This is a genomic window from Halomonas sp. DP5Y7-2, from assembly GCF_019802025.1.
In the GTDB taxonomy this organism is placed as follows: domain Bacteria; phylum Pseudomonadota; class Gammaproteobacteria; order Pseudomonadales; family Halomonadaceae; genus Halomonas; species Halomonas litopenaei_A.
In genome coordinates this window covers 422,723-439,585 of record NZ_JAHVHY010000001.1, presented here as the reverse complement: position 1 = coordinate 439,585, position 16,863 = coordinate 422,723, and the positions used below count along the sequence as shown (strand labels likewise).

Sequence of the window (16,863 nt, the reverse complement as noted above, 5' to 3'; positions counted from 1 at the left end):
GCCATGCCACTCCTTCGACCCAAGACACGCTCGGCCCCTGACTGGCACGACTACCTGGTGGCCCGGCGCCAGCAGAGTCGTCAGCGTGCCCTGGTGGACTTCTTTGCTGGTGCGGATCTGTCCCCGATCCTGCCCGTGCAGGAGGCCCCGCTGATGGCCCTGGATCTGGAAACCACTGGGCTGGACCCCAAGCGAGACGAGATCGTGTCGATTGGCCTGGTACCGTTCTCACTGTCACGGATTCGTCTGTCGGAGCGACGCTACTGGGTGGTCAGGCCGCACCGCACGCTCAAGGCCGAATCGGTCACCTTCCATCACATCACCCACGCCGATATCCAGGGAGCACCGCGCATCGAAGAGGTGCTCGAGGAGGTCTTTGAGGCGATGGCCGGGCACCTGCTGGTGGTGCACTATCGCCACATCGAAAGGGCCTTTCTGCAGGCTGCCGTGCAGGCTAAGTGGCAGGAGACTCTGAGTTTTCCGGTCATCGACACCATGTCCCTGGAGGCGAGAATCCATCGGCAATCACTGATGGCGCGCTTTCGACGCTGGATGGGGCGGCCGCCGGCCTCCATCCGCCTGCATGACAGCCGGGTGCGCTATGGCCTGCCTCACTACCACGGACATCATGCCTTGACCGATGCTATCGCCACGGCCGAGCTGCTGCAGGCCCAGGTCGCCGGCAACTACGCTCCGGAAACGCCCATCGGAATGCTCTGGAGTTGAGCCTTAGGCTGGCCTTCCCACAGCAGTGGCGGGTGGCCCCCTGCGACACTGCCGGGTCGTCCGTTCGGTGACCGTGTCAGCAGGCGATAGGTTTTTCCTCGATAGGGTTGATAGAGGATGGTGGTGGCGTTCTCGGGTAGCGGAAGCTGATCGTCGCTGGTGACGATGCGACCGTTCGGATGGGAAGCCCACCAGCGATCCACCTCGTCGTCCTCCAACTCGACCAGAGGGCGTTGCAGCCGGCCAAGATACTGGAACTGGTCCGCGTAGCGCCCGGCGTAGGCAACGGGAGTTCCGCGAGTCTCCAGCTGGTGGAGTCGCTGGGCCAGAGGAGTAAGGTCATAGCGTTGTGTCAGCAGCGGGCGGGTGCTGACCAGCAGGCAGGTCAGGGTGACCGGCCACACCAGCAGGGCCAGGCGCGAAGAGCGTTGAGGAGCAGCGATCATGGCCAGCAGCAGGGGAACCAGCGCCAGCGCGCGATAGCCATTGTGAACAGGCGTAACGCCTCCCAGTGTCTGCAAGAGCTCCGGCATGACCAGCAGCAGCGGGACTGCCAGCCATGGCATATGTCGTAGCCATCTGCCGTGGCTTGCCAGCAGTGGCTGCCCCTTGCCAGGCAAGCCCAGGCTGATCCACAGCGCAGCGAAGGGCAGTGTCGGGATCAGGTAGTGCGCCTGCTTGCCACTGATCAGGCTCAGTACAAGGACCGCTGGCAGCACGCCGAGCAGAGCCAGGCGGGCCAGTCGGGACGTCAGTCGGGGACGCCACCACAACGATGTCATCGACCAGGGAAACAGCGCCAGCGGGATTAGCGGCAGGTACCAGTACCAGGGGCGGGCGTGGGCAAAGGAATGACTGACCCTGCCGGCAAACTGGCCCCACAGGATGTCACGGGCATAGTCGGCTCCACCGGCCTGTGCCGCGGGCAAGGCCCAGGCCAGGCCCATGGCCAGGCCGATTGTCCCAGAGCCACAGAGTGCCATCGCGCTGGCGCCAAGTGAGCGCGGCGACCACCAGCCGATTCCCAGCGCCAGCGGCAGCCAATACAGCAGTATCACCGGCCCCTTGGCCAGCAATCCGAGTCCCAGCCCCACGCCGCTCATCACTACCCAACCTGTCCCCCCGTATCGCGCTAGGCCGACCAGGCCGAGCACTGCCAGCAGCAGGCAGGTGGTCAGCAGAATGTCGAACATCGATAGCGGCAAGAAGACCGACCAGAGCGTCATGCCCAGCAGTAGCCCGGGAGCCCAGCGCGCCTGTGCGACGCTTTGCGGGAATCCGACGCGAACAATGGCCACCAGCAGTGGATAGCTCAGTAGACCCACCAAAGGCACCGCAAGGCGCCCGACCGGGTCGTCGGTGCCGAAGATCACCCAGGCCAGATGAATGAGCCAGAACAGCAGGGGAGGCTTGTGGGCATAGGGCTCGCCATTGAGCTGGGGTACCAGCCAAAGGTGGTGCTGCCACATTTCCCAGGCAACACCCAGATAGCGGGTCTCGTCGATGGGCATCAACGGAGTAGATGCCACGCGCACGACGATCAGCAACGCTGCCGCCAGCATCACCGTGGTCAATGGTGTCAAATGGGGCAGGGGTAGCTTGGACAGGGAGTGCTTGGACATGACAGGGCTCCATCAACGGATGCCCGTCACCCTAGACGACAAACCTTAGCAGAGGCTTATCCGGCAGGAGGGTGCTGCTTTTTCAGGCGGCCATAACGACCGTCGGCGGCCACAAGGCCGCCGACGGTAGATGATACGAAGCTGTCAGGTCGAATCAGACGGCCTTGGGCTCGCTCATCAGGCCCTTGATGATGGCGTAACTGGCCACCAGCAGCACCAGCGTGAACGGCAGACCGGTCGACACGGCTGCCGCCTGCAGCGCTGTCAGGCCACCACCCAGCAGCAGGGCAATGGCAATGGCGCCTTCGATCAGTGCCCAGAACACGCGCTGCGGCTTGGGGGCATCGACCTTGCCACCTGCGGTGATCGAGTCAATGACCAGAGAGCCGGAGTCGGAGGAGGTCACGAAGAACACGATGACCAGCACGATGCCGATGAACGACGTGATCGACGCCAGCGGCAGCTCACCCAGCATGGCGAACAGCTTCAGCTCCAGTGCGGCATCCTGCACACCCTGGAAGCCATCGGTGATGTACTGCTCGATGGCGGTGCCGCCGAACGACGTCATCCACAGCACCGAGACCAGGGTCGGTACCAGCAGCACGGCCGTCAGGAATTCGCGCACGGTGCGGCCACGGCTGACACGGGCGATGAACATGCCGACGAACGGTGACCAGGAGATCCACCAGGCCCAGTAGAAGGCAGTCCAGCCCTGCACGAAGTTGGCGTCTTCACGGCCGAAGGGGTTGGACAGTGCTGGCAGTTCAGCCAGGTAGTGCCCCAGGTTGGAGAAGAAGCCGGTGGCAATCGCCAGGGTCGGGCCAACGATGATCACGAAGGCCAGCAGCAGGAACGCCAGCACCATGTTGACCTGGGACAGACGCTGTACGCCCTTGTCGACGCCCAGCATGATGGAGCAGAGCGCCACGCCAGTGATCGCGACAATCAGCAGCACCATGGTGGTGTCGGTGTTCGGTGTGCCAAACAGCTCGTTGAGGCCGGCGGCTGCCTGGGAGGCACCGAGACCCAGCGAGGTCGCCAGACCGAACAAGGTGGCGAACACCGCCAGGATGTCGATCAGGTGTCCAGGCCAGCCCCACACGCGTTCACCCAGAATCGGGTAGAACACGGAGCGCATGGTCAGCGGCAGGCCCTTGTTGAACGAAAAGATGGCCAGCGACAGGCCGACAATGGCGTAGGCTGCCCAGGGGTGGAGCCCCCAGTGGAAGATGGTAGCGGCCATGCCCAGATTGACGGCGGCCTGTTCATCGCCAGCGGCGCCGCCAAGAGGCGCCCAGTCAGTGCGAATACCGTTGTCACCGACGGTCGTGCCACCCAGCGCCGTCGAGAAGTGCGACATCGGCTCGGACACGCCGTAGAACATCAGGCCGATGCCCATGCCGGCGGCGAACAGCATGGCGAACCAGCCCATGTAACTGTAGTCAGGTGTCGCGTGAGCACCACCGATACGGACCTTGCCCAGAGGGGTGAAGATCAGCCCCAGCGACAGCAGCACGAAGACGTTGCCGCCCAGCAGGAAGACCCACGACAGGTTGCTGGTCAGCCAACCGCGGATGCCGTTGAAGAACGGCTCGGCGCTGGTCTGGAAGGCCAGGGTCAGGATAACGAACACCAGAATCAGCAGCGATGAGACGGAGAAGACCTTGCCGTGCAGGTCGACGTCCACGCCGAAGGATTTGGTGACGATATTGTCCTGACCGATGACGTAATCGGTATCGATCAGATTGGCGGGCCCGTCCGGGGCCGGTACCCCCTCGCTGCCGGTATCGGCGCTCGAGGGCTTGTGGTTAGGGTCTGTTTCCACGTGCGATCTCCCTTGCGTTTGAAGATGAGGTGCAAAGTGTTGCTGCCGTCAAGCCATGCTGCTGTCACTCGTTGCTCGTTTGTTGTGCCAGTCTGTTGGCCGTGCCTGCCTGAAGTGTGGCCTGTCTGAAGGCGCTTGCCAGCGGCATCTTCAACGGCAGGGGCCGAGGACGCGCTGCCAATGCTGCCACAAGCATGTCACATTCCGCGGCTGTAGAGCGTTCCCGCGACGACAGCGTGGAGGACATCAACGACAGCAGGGGCGCCCTGGGGCACCCCTGAAAACGGCCGCGTCGGAGTGACGCAACACGGTAAAGTGGGCTCAGGCTTCGCCCAGCCACTCCTTGACGACGTCCGGATGGTTCTCGACCCACTGCTTGGCATTTTCATAGGGGTCGGCGTCGTCTTCCTGATTCATCAGCATGACTTCGCCCATCATTTCCGGGGTCCACTCGAAGTTTTCGAGAATCGAGTAGGCCTCCGGCATGTCGTCCTCGAGCCCCTGGCGAACGATGGTGTGAATCTGCTCGGCACCGCCGTAGACGCCCTGCGGGTCGTCGAGATACTTGAGATCCCAGCGGGCGAACATCCAGTGCGGTGTCCAGGAGGTCACTACGATGGGCTCGCCGCGGTCGATGGCACTGCCCAGTGCCGCCGTCATCGTGGCGCCGCTGCCAGTGCGCAGGTCCAGATCGAGATCATAGGCATCGACCACTTCCTCGGTCAGGCGCATCAGGCCCGCGCCGGGATCGATACCAATGATCTCGCCATTGAATTCGTCAGCGTGGTCGTTCAGCTCGTCAATGGAGCTGATATCCGCGTCCGCCGGGACCACCAGGCCGAGCTTGGTGCCGTCGAGGTTGACCCCTGCATCGACCAGTTGGTTCTTGAGGCGAGCGTAGTAGTCCTCATGGGTGGTCGGCAGCCAGCCGGCCAGCAGTGCATCAGCGTCGCCGCTGGCGACGGACTGCCACATGGCGGCGGCGGACAGGGCGGACGTTTCGACCTCGTAGCCGGCCTGTTCCAGTACGGCACGAACCACGTTGGTAGAGGCGACAGTGGAGGACCACTCCACGTAGGCCAGGTGCACGGAGCCCTTGTCCTGGGCGTTCACGCCAGTGGCGACGGCGCTGACGGCCAGCGCCAGGCCGAGGGTACGGGTTGCCTTCAGTGACATGCTGTGACTCTCCTTGCGATGAGTGAAACAGGTTCCATCAGCCGTGTTTCCAAGCTGTTAAAGCCTGAAGCAGGCGGTGGCATCTTGCAAATGGATGGGGCGCGCGGGCGTCAACGGCCGTGCCCCATCCGTCGCTGCCAGCCCTTACTGCTTGCGTTCCTTGCGCAGTGACTGGGTCAGACGGTCGAGCAACATCGCCAGAATGACCACGGCGATGCCAGCCTCGAAGCCGTCACCCGGGCGCAGGCGCTGGATCGCGCGCCAGACTTCGCTACCCAGACCGTCGGCGCCGATCATGGCCGCAATGACGACCATGGACAGGGCCAGCATGATGGTCTGGTTGATGCCGGCCATCACGGTCGGCAGGGACAGCGGCAGCTGAACCTTGAACAGCTTCTGGCCTCGGGTGGCGCCATAGGCGTCCGCGGCTTCGATCAGCTCCACCGGCACCTGGCGGATACCCAGAGTGGTGAAACGAATCGCCGGGGGCATCGAGAAGATGACCGTGGCAAAGATCGCGGATACCGAGCCGATGCCGAAGAAGGGGATAGCCGGAATCAGGTAGACGAAGGCCGGCATCGTCTGCATGAAGTCCAGAATCGGCATGATCGCTCGGTACAGCCTGTCCGATAGCGCTGCGGCGATGCCCACGGGCAGTGCGATGATCACGGCGACCAGGGTGGCGATCACCACCAGCGTGAGGGTCTCGATCATCGGATCCCAGAGGCCCAGGTCCCAGATGAGTCCCAGGCCAATCACTGCACCGATGGCAAGTCGCGGGCTGGCCAGTTTCCAGCACAGGCCGGCGATGATCACCAGCAGAGCCCAGTCGGGAAGCCACATCAGTGCATCGTTGAGACCATCAATACCGGTCTGGGTGAATCGCGAGATGCCACGGGTAACACCAGAATACTCTGTGGTCAGCCAGTTCAGCCCAGTCTCGATCCAGTCTCCGAGGGGAATGCGAGGAATCTCGATCGCCATTATTGATCTCCTGCCTGTGCCAGTTCATCCAGTACCGCGCCCTTGACGACGACGCCCAGCAGGCGTCGTTCGTCGTCGATCACGGCGATCGGGAAGCTCTTCTCGTTGAACAGGGCGAAGAGATTATGCAACGGCTCGTCGGGGCCCACCGTGCGGAAGTCCTGCGTGAGTACCCCATCGAGACGATCCTGACCGGCCTGAATGGCCGTATTGGCAGCGTCTGCCTCGACCAGCCCCAGCAGCTTGCGGTCTCGGCTGGTGACGTAGATCGAGTCCATGGCGTTTTCTTTCATCTTGCGCAGCGCCGTACGCGGACCGTCATCTTCTCGCGCGGTGGCACGCACCGGACGCATGGCGCTGGATGCCGTCAATACTCGCGACATGTCTACGCCTTCAATAAAGCGTTCCACGTAGTCGTCGGCGGGCTTGGTCAGGATTTCCTCGGGCGTGCCGATCTGCACCACTTCACCGTCCTTGAGCAGCACGATGCGATCACCGATGTTCAGCGCCTCATCCAGGTCATGGGTGATGAACACGGTGGTCTTCTTCATGCGGTGCTGAAGCTCCAGCAACTCCTGCTGCATGTCTTTGCGAATCAACGGATCCAGCGCCGAGAAGGCCTCGTCCATCAGCAGCACGCTGGCGTCGTTGGCCAGTGCCCTGGCCAGGCCCACCCGCTGCTGCATACCCCCGGACAGCTGATTGGGATAGGCATCCTCCCAGCCCTTCAGGCCAACCTGGGAGAGGGCGTCGCGGGCCGTCTTGGCTCGGGTATCCGCGTCGATGCCGCGAATCTCGAGGCCGAATTCGGCGTTTTGCTGCACCGTGCGATGGGGAAACAGAGCAAAGTTCTGAAACACCATTGAAAAGTGCCTGCGACGGCATTCCAGTAGCGCCTTGTCGGACAGCTGGGGAATATCTTCGCCATCGATGACGATCTCGCCTTCGGTCGGCTCGATCAGCCGGTTCAGACAGCGAATCAAGGTGGACTTGCCGGAGCCGGACAGGCCCATGATGACCAGCAGCTCACCTTCATGGACGTCGAAGTCGATGTTCGACAGGCCCAGCGTCTGGCCGGTTTTCTCGAGGATGTCGGGACGCTTGAGTCCCTCGTCGCGAAGCTTGAGCGCCTTCTTTGGCTGGTCGCCGAAGACCTTGCTCAGCCCGCGAACCTTGATCTTGACGGATCGGTTATCGCTCATGGGTACGGGATGCCTTTTCAGGTGACGTGTTGGCTCCCAGGCGCTCGAACGATGAAGGTCGACGTCATGCGGTCGTTGGCGTCGGCGTTCGTCGTCCAATGCTGGAAGCTAGGCCTCGGGGCTGCGGCTTTCCCTGCCGCAGCCGCGCTGGGTGAAAGCATGCCATCTTTCACCGTTGAGGCGCAGAAAAGTGCAATACCCTAAAGGTCTTTGAAAGATCATTCAAATTAAGCATGGGGGCGAAGAGTGCTTGAAAGCAATCTCGCGCAGCGCAAGGGGTTGTGCATGAGAGCTATCGCCACCCATGCCGTTTAGGCATGGGAGCGAGGAAGTTTTGTGGCTTTTCGCGACGGGCTGTGGGCCTGTGGCAGGGGGCCTCAGCGAGCCCGTGAGAGTCGGATCAGGCGCCCCGGGTTGGCGTCGGTCAACAGGTAGACGGCCCCTTCGGGACCCACCCTGACGTCGCGTATTCGTCCCACTTCGCCGTCGAGAATGACCTCTCTTTCGATCAACTGATCGGCGTCGAAACGCAGTCTCACCAGGCGTTCGCTGCGAAGGCCTCCGGCCAGCAGGTCACCTTGCCAGTCCGCAAACTCATTGCCGCTCACCACGGCCAGGCCCGAAGGCGCGAAGCGCCCTTCGAAGACGTGCAGCGGGTCGCGCTTGCCCGGTGCGCTGTCCACGCCCAGTGGCAGGTTGGTGGCGTAGTCGCGGCCACGGGTGACGTCCGGCCAGCCATAGTTATCCCCAGGCTGGATGAGGTTGAGCTCATCACCGCCACGAGGACCATGTTCGGTGGCCCACAGGCGACCATCGGCGGCCAGGGCCAGCCCCTGGGGGTTGCGATGACCGAGGGAGTAGAGTTCCGCTGCCGCGCCCTCGATAGCAGGGTTGTCAGTGGCTGGCGCGCCCTCCGCCGTCATGCGCAACAGGCTGCCGGCATGGTCTCGCGCATCTTGTGCCCGCTCGCCATCGCCACGGTCGCCGATGCTCAGCCACAGCAGACCCTGGTGATCGAACAGCAGCCTGCCCCCGTAGTGACGTCCAGGTCGAGAAAATCGGTTCTGCACGAATACCGGTTCGACGCGGCCGAGCCTTTCACCGTCCCACCACACGCGAGACACAGCGGTGGCATCGCCCTCGGCGTCTTCATCCTGGGAGTCGTCAGTCTGGGCGGGACGCGCCCAGGCAAAGTAGAGCCAGTCGTGGACGCCGTCGCCATAGTCCGGGTGCAGGGCCAGGTCGAAGAGTCCGCCTTGTCCCTGGGTCGACACCTCGGGCAGCCCCGTCAACGTGTCGACCTGGCCGTCGTCGATCAGGGCGAGCGAGCCGTGCTGCTCGCCGACCAGCAGGCGTCCATCCGGCAGGAACGTCAGCGACCAGGGGGTATCCAGCGCGTCCGTGATCACTTCCAGGGCCACCGGATGGTAGAGCCCGGGCACTTCGGTCGGCGGCGGTTCCGCCCAGGCGGATGGGGCCGTGGCGGTCAATGACAGGGTCAGGATGAGGCGGCGGATCATGCAGTCTCCCGTTGATCAAGATGCCTGGCTCCGACAGCACCGCTGTCTCGACAGACGCTACAACAGCAATGCCAGCAGTGCCGGCAGATAGATCAAGGATAGCAGGGTGGAGCAGAACACCAGGCTGGCCACGTAGGCGGGTTCGCGTTGGGACTTCTGGGCAAACAGGTAGTTGAACACTGCTACCGGCATGCTCATCTGCACGACCAGAATGGCAAGGGCGGTGGGTGGCAGCGATAGCCAGGTACCCACACCCCAGGCCACCCCGGCCGCCATCGGAATCCGCAGCAGGCTGAACCAGACCCCTGAACGCAGGCTTCTGACCTGAATACTGGCCAGGGATACCCCCAGGGTGATCAGCATCAATGGCACGGTGAAGCCAGAGATAAGGTCAACGCTGTTCTGCAGCCACAGCGGCAGCTGGGTGTCCGTGAACAGCAAGGCCATCGAGATAAGGATGGCGTAGACGGTTGGGGTCTTGATCAATGACTTGAAGGGATTGCCACGGCTGGCCAGCATCGTGCCCAGGGTGAATTGGAACAGCGAGACCGTGACCATCACGGTGATGCCGAAGGCAAAGCCTGCCTGGCCAAAGGCGTAGAGCACGACCGGCAACCCCATGTTGCCGGTATTTGGGTACATGGTGGGCGCCAGCAGCACGCGCCAGTCCCGACGCAGGATGACGGCCAGCAGGAAGGTCAGGGCGGCCATGGCGCACAGCACCAGCGCGGCTGCCAGCATCGTTCGGCCAAAGCTCGACGCATCGATGTCGGCGCCGGCCAGAGAGGCGATGACCAGCGACGGGGTGCCGATGTTGAACACCAGCTTGGTCACGAAGGCCACCGGGTAGTCGAAGCCGCGTCGAATCCAGAAGAACCCGAGGCCTGCTCCGGTGATGACCGGGGCCATTACCGCAAAGAGTTCGGCAAACATGGAAGCGCAATCTCCTGGAGGTTGGGGAGGTCAGCGCTCACGCGCCAGGCGCGAGCGCTCGGCCTGGCGTTCAAGCGACATGGTCAGTCTTTCGATCAAGCCCGCGGTCAGGCGTTGTTCCACGGGATCATTGCCGTGCTGTTCCAGTGCCTCGAGCAGCTGCTCGCCGGTAGCACGCATATGTTCGGGTGGCTCGCCCCGGGCACTGGCGCCGTAGTCGTCTGCCAAGGCTGCGGCAAAGCGGTCGAGCGCCTGTCGTATCGGGGTTGCCTGTTCGCCGAGGCGGCGCCTCAGGTGCAGGCTGGCGTAGCCCAGGTCCAGGCCGACCAGCCCCAGCGATAGCAGATAGCGCCGCTGTTCCGGGAGCGCATCGTCATGCCGGGCGAGACTCAGCAGGCGGTCGGCCATGGTACCACCAAAGCGCGTTTCTGCCTGGTGCGGCGGTCTTTGCCACAGTCGATGCAGGTCGCTGACCGTTGCTTTCACCAGGCGGCGCTTGCGCACCGCCAGGGGGAGGCCCGGCAACAGGCGAAACGCCGTGACCACGGTGGAGAGGCCGATCACCAGTGCAATGGCGCGGTTGAGAAAGCCATCGAAGGTGAGATCCATGCCATTGCCGGGCATCGTCAACAGGATGTTGCCGATGGTGAAGGCCAGGCAGTACCCCATCAGCCGCGGATTGGCGGCACCGAGCAGCCCGACGAACAGTGGAGGCATGAAGACCAGCGCCAGGGTCACGATGTCGTTGGCCTGGGCCAGCAGCACGTGTCCGAACAGGAAGGCACTCGGTATGGCCGCCAGCATGCCCTTGAGGAAGGTCGCGGCGACCATGGCAGGGTTGTCGCGAGTGGCGAAGAACGCCGAGAACAGGGTGCCGACCAGCATCGCGACCTGGCCATTGTCCCAGGCGGTGTAGCGCCAGAAGGTCGCCAGCAGGGCGAACACCAGTCCTGCCCGCAGACCATTCAGGGCTGCTGCCAGGTGGTCCCTGTGCCACGCCAGGGCGGGTGCCTTCAGTCGGCGTTTGCCAGGGGTATGAATGGCCTCACGCGCATCGAGGATGACCAGCGCATGGCCCAGGGCTTCGCGCATGCCCATATTGAGACGTAGCTGTAGCAGGGCCTCGGCGCCGTCACGGTCCCCGGTCGTGGCCGGATCGAGATGCTCACCAGCAGGTCCGGAAGGGGGGCTGGAAGTGACGCCAGACGTGCTGGCAGACGTGTTGAGAGACGTGCCATCAACAGCGCCGCGACAAGGACCGCCTTTGTCGATGCCGCGCTCGACGCACTTGAGGGCGCGGTGGCGAAGTTGCAGCAGGCGCTCACGGGCCTGGCTCACCCCTTGCCCCTCGGCGCTAAGACGCAGACCTTCCGCCATGTCCCGGGCCAGCTGGCGGGTCTCGGCGGGCAGGCGATCGCCGTGGTAGCGCAGCAGCTGCTGCAGGGCATGCAGGATGGCCAGCAGGCGTGAGGTGCGACGTGTCAGCACATGGCTGGCGCGAATACGTCCACTGCCCTCCGGGCCTTCATAACGTGCCGCCTGACTGTCGGTCTCAAGCTGGGTCAGTGGCGTCAGGGTGGCGGTCAGGGTGGACTGCAAGGCGCCGATGTCGTCGCTGTTGTTGAGGCGCAGGGCACCATGGAGAAAGGCATGATTGACCACCTGGTCAGCCAGGTCGGCCAGGTGGTCGCGTACCTGGATCGGCCACAACAGGGCACTGACCAGGGTGGCGCAAATGGCGCCCAGGGCCAGTTCCGACAGGCGTGCAACGGCAATCGCGAACAGCCCCCCGGGGGCACTGGCGGTGATGATCACGATCAACATGGCGGTGACTGCCGCCATGATGCAGCCGTAGGACGCGTTGTTGCGGGTCAACGAGGCGGCGTAGGCACACACGGATATCCACAGCGTCAGGCACACCAGGGCTGGCGTGGGGGCCTGAACAAAGGCAGCCATGATGGCGATGCCGACGACACAGCCGATGAGGGTGCCGCTGAGCTGACTGATACCTTTTTCAAGGACCATTCCGCTCATGGGGCGAATCTGCAGAAAGGCGGCGGAGATCAGTGCCCAGTAGGGGCGGTCGAGGTCGCACCAGAGCGCGATATACAGAGCCAGCAACATGGCCAGCGTCGCCTTGATGGCAAACTTGACCGCGCTGGCCGGCGGCGTCAGATAGGCGTGCCACCACACAGAGAACGGCATCAGCGCGACTCTTGCTGGACGCGTACCGTAGCGGTCATGCCTGCGCTCAGTTCAAGCCCTTCGGGTAGCTCATCCAGGGCAATACGCACGGGAATGCGTTGTGCCAGGCGTACCCAGCTGAAGGTCGGCTCGACTTGGGGCAGCAGCTGGTTGTTGGGCGCCGTGTTGTCGTCGGCAATCCCGCGACCGATGCTCTCGACGTGGCCAGCCAGCTCGATATCTCCGCTCATCAGAATCACCGTGGCGGGATCCCCGACCGCAAACGCTGGGCGTTTGGTCTCTTCGAAGTAGGCGGTCACGTAGTAGGACCCTTCTACCACCAGGGCCATGACGGCGGTGCCACGGGTGACGTAGTTGCCTTGGGCAAGCTGCAGGTTCAGCACATGCCCTGCCGCCGGGGCGGTGACGTCGGTGCGCTCCAGATCGAGACGCGCGCTTGCCAGGTCGCTGCGGGCCTGATCCAGGGTGGCGGCGGCCACATCCCGGTTGCGATTGGCGCTCTCCTGGTTTTCGGCACTGATGGCCTGGCGGCTCAGTTGCGCACGACGAGACGCTTCATGCTCACGCAGCGCCAGTTCCGCCTCGCGCTGGGCGACGATGGCAGAAGCCTTGTCGAAGGCCGCTTGATAGCGCGCCTGGTCGATACGAAAGAGCGTCTGTCCGGCGTCCACGCGAACGTTGTCGTCCACGGCCAGCTCAGTGGCTCGGCCGGAGACATCGGGGGCAATGGTGATGATCTCTGCGCCGATACGGGCGTCCCGTGTCCAGGGCGTATAAAGGTAGTAATGCCAGAGCCATAGTCCGCAGGCGATGGCGGCGGCGACCACGATCAAGGTGATCAGCGCACGTAGCGACTTGCGCATTCAGGTGGCTCCAGGGGTAAGGGCACCGAGCCAGGCGAAGGCAGCGGTGCAGATGACGAACAATGAGGTATCCAGCCACGCCTCGTGCCAGTAGCGGGAGCTGCCCAGCCAGCGATGCAGCAGCCAGCGCAGTGTCGCGGCCAAGAGCAGGCCGAGGATCGCGTAGACCAGCAGGGGACTGAAGTAGATGCCGCCCAGGGCGACTTCCTTGAGCGCCATGGAATCTCTCCTGGGCAAACCAAGTGCCGGATGCGTTACGTGAATCGAGTAAGCCAGAGCGAGTAAGCCAGAGAAAGGTTAGCAAACAACGGACGTTGACGGCAGCCCTGCCGTCCCATGTCGCGTCTTTGCGCCTGACGTTGGTAGTGAGGTAGCGGCTGTTGATGTGGAGGAGGAGCTGACCTGCGGGAGGTGGCCTATGGGGAGCAAGCTCGCGACGGCAGAGGCCTTGGATCAGCCAGCGGCTTGGCGGCGCGCAAGTGGCTCCTGGCGCTGGCCGATCCAGTCGGTAGGCACCGCATCACGCAGGTGATCCAGCAGGGCAGTGACCTTGCGCGGCTGATGACCGAAGCCATATAGCAGTGTCACCGGCAGGGGCGTCAGCGACCAGTGATCAAGGCAGCGCACCAGTTCCCCAGGGTGGTGACGCTCCCGGGCTTCAACCATCCACACCGGCAACACGCCAATGCCCCGGCCGCGCGCAATGGCATCTACATGCAGCATGGACTGATCGACCCGAAAACGAGAGGCCGGCGGCTGAAAATGCACCTGACCGCCCTGGCGGTGAGTCAGGGTGATGCCGTTCTGGCTTTCCCCCATCAGGTCAATCCAGGCGTGGTGGGCCAGGGCATCCGGGGATTCAGGCTCGCCGTGGTGGGCGAGGTAGTCGGGATGGGCATAGATGCCACGCTCCAGAGCGCCAAGGCGCTCCTGGCGTAGGTTGCCGTCCTCTACCTGGCCAAGCCAGACGCATACACCCTGGAAGTCGGGGTCCCTGGCAGCCACTTCCCCCGTGCTCAGGGTCAGACGCACGGCGGGATGTTTCTCGAGAAAGGTCTCCATCACACCACCCAGCCAGCTACGGGTAAGGGTGCGGTGTGCCTCGACATGGAGCTCGCCACTGACGTCTTCGCGCAGGCTGTCGAGGGTGCGCTGTCCCTGATCGGCCAGCTTCAGTATCTCGCGACTGATGACGTAGTAGCGCTGTCCTGCTTCTGTGGGCAACAGCTGATTGGCCTGTCGCTTGAGCAATGGCTGGCCTAGACGTGCCTCCAGCTGACTGATCCGCCGGCTCAGGGTCGACTTGGCCAGGCCCAGCTGAATCGCACTCTGGGTCAGGCTTCCGGTCTCCATGACACGGTTGAAGGCTAGCAGTTCGTCGAGGTCAGGCATCACATCACGCAGGCGTGCTGAAGAAGAGGAAGAGGCCTTGCAGTATGCCATGCGCTGACGCGGATGAAAATCATTCTCTAGGGCTGCGGCGCAGCGTCGCCGAGGCAAGAACGGGGCCCTCGCGTGTCTCTCGTGACGTTCGAGCCACAGATCCCGATTGCGGATGGCCTGTTGCGAAGGGTGCAACGCGGTGTTTTGCAGCAATTATGAAACTTTGATGGAAGAATCTAAATGATAAATATTCACATTCATAAAGGCTTCGTCTTTAGACCCACGACCCAGCGGGCCGAAGCCAGAGCAAGAGCCACCAGGTGGATTGCCACCTCACTCGGAGCGAAAAACGATGTTGTCTCACCCCCTGCCGCGCCATCCTCTGTCGATCAGCATTCGCCGCCTTGCCGTCGGGCTGGCGGGAGCCTCCGTATGCACGGCCCTGCCGGTGTTGGCCGCTGATGATGTTGCCCTGGATGACGTGGTGGTGACAGCCGCCGGGTTTGATCAGAGCATCGCCGATGCACCGGCCTCGATCAGCGTGGTGACCCGGGAAGACCTGGAAAAACGCTATTACCAGGACGTGACCGATGCGCTGCGCGACGTTCCGGGGGTCATCGTGACCGGCGGTGGCGGTGGTGACAATGGCTATGACATCAGCATGCGCGGCATGCCCGCCAAGTACACCCTGTTGCTGATCGACGGCCGTCGTGTCAGCACCCGCGAGACCCGTCCCAATGGCAGCGCCGGCTTCGAGCAGGATTGGCTGCCGCCGCTGCAGGCGATCGAGCGTATCGAGGTGGTGCGTGGCCCGATGGCGACCCTTTACGGTTCCGACGCCATCGGCGGTGTCATCAACGTGATCACCCGCAAGGTGGCCGATGAATGGCACGGCAACCTGCAGCTGGACACCATCCTGCAGCAGGACAGCGATTCTGGCGACAGCCGGCAGGCCAACTTCTATGCCTCTGGGCCGCTGTCCGAGGGACTGCTCGGGCTGACGGTGTACGGACGCGCCACCCAGCGGGATGAAGACAACATCATCAATGGCTACGAAGACAAGCAGGTCCAGAGCTTGACCGCGAGGCTGTCGCTGACGCCCTCCGACAATCATGATCTGGCGCTCGAGGCCAGCCGTACCGAGCAGGATCGCGAAGCCTTGCTCGGCAACAGCGTCGACCCGGACGGCTGCCGTGGTGGCTGTGAAGACAGCTTTGACGAGTTCACCCAGGAATACGTGGCACTGACCCATACCGGTCGCTTCTCCTTCGGTACCACAGAGACCTACGTCCAGCGCGAAGAAGCCCGCAACAAGACTCGCGAGATGGAGATCACCAACACCAACGCCAAGTCGAGCCTGGTCATGCCGCTGGGCGCGCATATCGTCACCGTCGGCGCCAGCTTCGAAGAGGAAGAGCTGGACGACCAGACCTCGAATCAGATTTCCGATCTGACCAACGTGCGCAACAGTCAGTGGGCCCTGTTTGCCGAAGACGAGTGGATGCTCCTCGACGACTGGTCGCTGACCGGCGGGGTGCGTATGGATCACGACGAGAACTACGGCTCTGAAGTCAGCCCCCGCTTGTACAGCGTCTGGCACATGACCTCCGACTGGACGCTGAAGGGCGGTGTCTCCACCGGCTACCGGGCACCGGATCTGCGCGAGATCACCCCTGGCTGGGGGCAGGTCAGCCGCGGCGGCAACATCTACGGCAACCCGGATCTCGAGCCGGAAACGTCGGTCAACAAGGAACTGGGGCTTCTGTACAACAATGCCAGCGGTCTGTCTGCCAGCGCCACCGTGTTCCACAACGACTTTGACGACAAGATCACTCGGATCGCCTGTCCGGTAGATATCTGTACGGATGGCCCCAACCAGTTCGGCAGCAACCCGACCTACCGAGTCAATGTCGATGAAGCCGAAACGCAGGGCGTCGAGCTGTCGCTGTCGACCCCCATCGGCCAGTCGTTGGAGCTGTCCGCCAGCTACACCTACACCGACTCTGAACAGAAGAGCGGCGAGTACGAAGGCGAGCCTCTGACCCAGCTGCCCGAGCATGAATTCTCCGCCAACCTCGACTGGGAGGTGAGCGACCGTCTGTCCCAGTGGACACGCGTGACCTATCGCGGCGACGAAAGTCAGCCCACCACCGGACCGTCGCAGAGTGCCATCGTGGCGCCGGACTACACCTTCGTCGACACCGGCATCGGCTATCAGCTGACCGACGCCGCTCGCGTCAACGTCGGCATCTACAACCTCTTTGATGAAGACATCGACTACGACGAGTACGGCTACGTCGAAGATGGGCGCCGCGTCTGGCTCGGCTTGAACGTCGACTTCTAAGGAAGAGCGTCAGCGTCCCGCTCTGTCGAACGCACCGTTCCGATATGAGCGAGGAGGTTGGGCAAGCAACTGCAACTGAG

13 protein-coding genes are annotated in these 16,863 nt (G+C 63.2%); 2 read left to right on the top strand and 11 right to left on the bottom strand.

Translation table 11 applies throughout. From position 1 onward, the window contains the following. The first annotated feature begins 3 nt into the window (after positions 1–3). Positions 4–726 carry a 3'-5' exonuclease gene (locus KUW18_RS01850; RefSeq protein ID WP_206939689.1) on the top strand — a complete coding sequence of 241 codons (723 nt, stop codon included), beginning with the start codon at positions 4–6 and terminating at the stop codon, positions 724–726. Here KUW18_RS01850 and KUW18_RS01845 read toward each other — a convergent pair. The 11 genes from KUW18_RS01845 to KUW18_RS01795 form a co-directional block, all read right to left on the bottom strand. Continuing rightward, entirely contained in the window at positions 687–2,348 is a 1,662-nt protein-coding gene (locus KUW18_RS01845) for an ArnT family glycosyltransferase (protein WP_222560678.1), read from the bottom strand. The genes KUW18_RS01850 and KUW18_RS01845 overlap by 40 nt on opposite strands. A gap of 154 nt (positions 2,349–2,502) precedes the next feature. Continuing rightward, the gene (locus tag KUW18_RS01840) at positions 2,503–4,173 is read right to left on the bottom strand and encodes a BCCT family transporter (RefSeq protein WP_206939685.1); all 1,671 of its coding nucleotides are present in this window, start codon (positions 4,171–4,173) and stop codon (positions 2,503–2,505) included. 321 nt (positions 4,174–4,494) lie between these two features. After that, the gene (locus KUW18_RS01835) at positions 4,495–5,349 is read right to left on the bottom strand and encodes a glycine betaine ABC transporter substrate-binding protein (RefSeq protein ID WP_222560677.1); all 855 of its coding nucleotides are present in this window, start codon (positions 5,347–5,349) and stop codon (positions 4,495–4,497) included. A gap of 144 nt (positions 5,350–5,493) precedes the next feature. Further along, the gene (locus tag KUW18_RS01830; protein ID WP_308126719.1) at positions 5,494–6,327 is read right to left on the bottom strand and encodes a proline/glycine betaine ABC transporter permease; all 834 of its coding nucleotides are present in this window, start codon (positions 6,325–6,327) and stop codon (positions 5,494–5,496) included. Between the two features lie 5 nt (positions 6,328–6,332). Continuing rightward, positions 6,333–7,535 (bottom strand): glycine betaine/L-proline ABC transporter ATP-binding protein, encoded by a 1,203-nt coding sequence (locus tag KUW18_RS01825; RefSeq protein WP_222560676.1) that lies wholly within the window; start codon positions 7,533–7,535, stop codon positions 6,333–6,335. Between the two features lie 377 nt (positions 7,536–7,912). After that, entirely contained in the window at positions 7,913–9,055 is a 1,143-nt protein-coding gene (locus tag KUW18_RS01820) for a PQQ-dependent sugar dehydrogenase (protein ID WP_222560675.1), read from the bottom strand. 57 nt (positions 9,056–9,112) lie between these two features. After that, positions 9,113–9,988, bottom strand: a complete 876-nt coding sequence (locus tag KUW18_RS01815; RefSeq protein WP_206939676.1) for an AEC family transporter — start codon at positions 9,986–9,988, stop codon at positions 9,113–9,115. Between the two features lie 30 nt (positions 9,989–10,018). After that, a complete protein-coding gene (locus tag KUW18_RS01810; RefSeq protein ID WP_222560674.1) occupies positions 10,019–12,193 on the bottom strand; it encodes an FUSC family protein in 2,175 nt (724 codons plus the stop codon). Then, complete coding sequence (locus tag KUW18_RS01805; RefSeq protein ID WP_222560673.1) at positions 12,193–13,056, bottom strand: efflux RND transporter periplasmic adaptor subunit; 864 nt, start codon at positions 13,054–13,056, stop codon at positions 12,193–12,195. The genes KUW18_RS01810 and KUW18_RS01805 overlap by 1 nt, the downstream gene beginning before the upstream one ends. Next, the gene (locus tag KUW18_RS01800; RefSeq protein WP_206939670.1) at positions 13,057–13,275 is read right to left on the bottom strand and encodes a DUF1656 domain-containing protein; all 219 of its coding nucleotides are present in this window, start codon (positions 13,273–13,275) and stop codon (positions 13,057–13,059) included. A gap of 234 nt (positions 13,276–13,509) precedes the next feature. Continuing rightward, positions 13,510–14,499 carry a LysR family transcriptional regulator gene (locus tag KUW18_RS01795; protein WP_224908092.1) on the bottom strand — a complete coding sequence of 330 codons (990 nt, stop codon included), beginning with the start codon at positions 14,497–14,499 and terminating at the stop codon, positions 13,510–13,512. Positions 14,500–14,791: 292 nt separating this feature from the next. Here KUW18_RS01795 and KUW18_RS01790 point away from each other — a divergent pair, with 292 nt between their 5' ends. Next, positions 14,792–16,783, top strand: a complete 1,992-nt coding sequence (locus KUW18_RS01790) for a ligand-gated channel protein (RefSeq protein ID WP_222237231.1) — start codon at positions 14,792–14,794, stop codon at positions 16,781–16,783. Positions 16,784–16,863 lie beyond the last annotated feature (80 nt).

Bases quoted from the DNA above. Each gene is read 5' to 3' on its own strand.
- KUW18_RS01850 (WP_206939689.1), top strand. From the start codon at position 4: ATGCCACTCCTTCGACCCAAGACACGCTCGGCCCCTGACTGGCACGAC.
- KUW18_RS01845 (WP_222560678.1), bottom strand. From the start codon at position 2,348: ATGTCCAAGCACTCCCTGTCCAAGCTACCCCTGCCCCATTTGACACCA.
- KUW18_RS01835 (WP_222560677.1), bottom strand. From the start codon at position 5,349: ATGTCACTGAAGGCAACCCGTACCCTCGGCCTGGCGCTGGCCGTCAGC.
- KUW18_RS01825 (WP_222560676.1), bottom strand. From the start codon at position 7,535: ATGAGCGATAACCGATCCGTCAAGATCAAGGTTCGCGGGCTGAGCAAG.
- KUW18_RS01820 (WP_222560675.1), bottom strand. From the start codon at position 9,055: ATGATCCGCCGCCTCATCCTGACCCTGTCATTGACCGCCACGGCCCCA.
- KUW18_RS01815 (WP_206939676.1), bottom strand. From the start codon at position 9,988: ATGTTTGCCGAACTCTTTGCGGTAATGGCCCCGGTCATCACCGGAGCA.
- KUW18_RS01810 (WP_222560674.1), bottom strand. From the start codon at position 12,193: ATGCCGTTCTCTGTGTGGTGGCACGCCTATCTGACGCCGCCGGCCAGC.
- KUW18_RS01805 (WP_222560673.1), bottom strand. From the start codon at position 13,056: ATGCGCAAGTCGCTACGTGCGCTGATCACCTTGATCGTGGTCGCCGCC.
- KUW18_RS01800 (WP_206939670.1), bottom strand. From the start codon at position 13,275: ATGGCGCTCAAGGAAGTCGCCCTGGGCGGCATCTACTTCAGTCCCCTG.
- KUW18_RS01795 (WP_224908092.1), bottom strand. From the start codon at position 14,499: ATGGCATACTGCAAGGCCTCTTCCTCTTCTTCAGCACGCCTGCGTGAT.
- KUW18_RS01790 (WP_222237231.1), top strand. From the start codon at position 14,792: ATGTTGTCTCACCCCCTGCCGCGCCATCCTCTGTCGATCAGCATTCGC.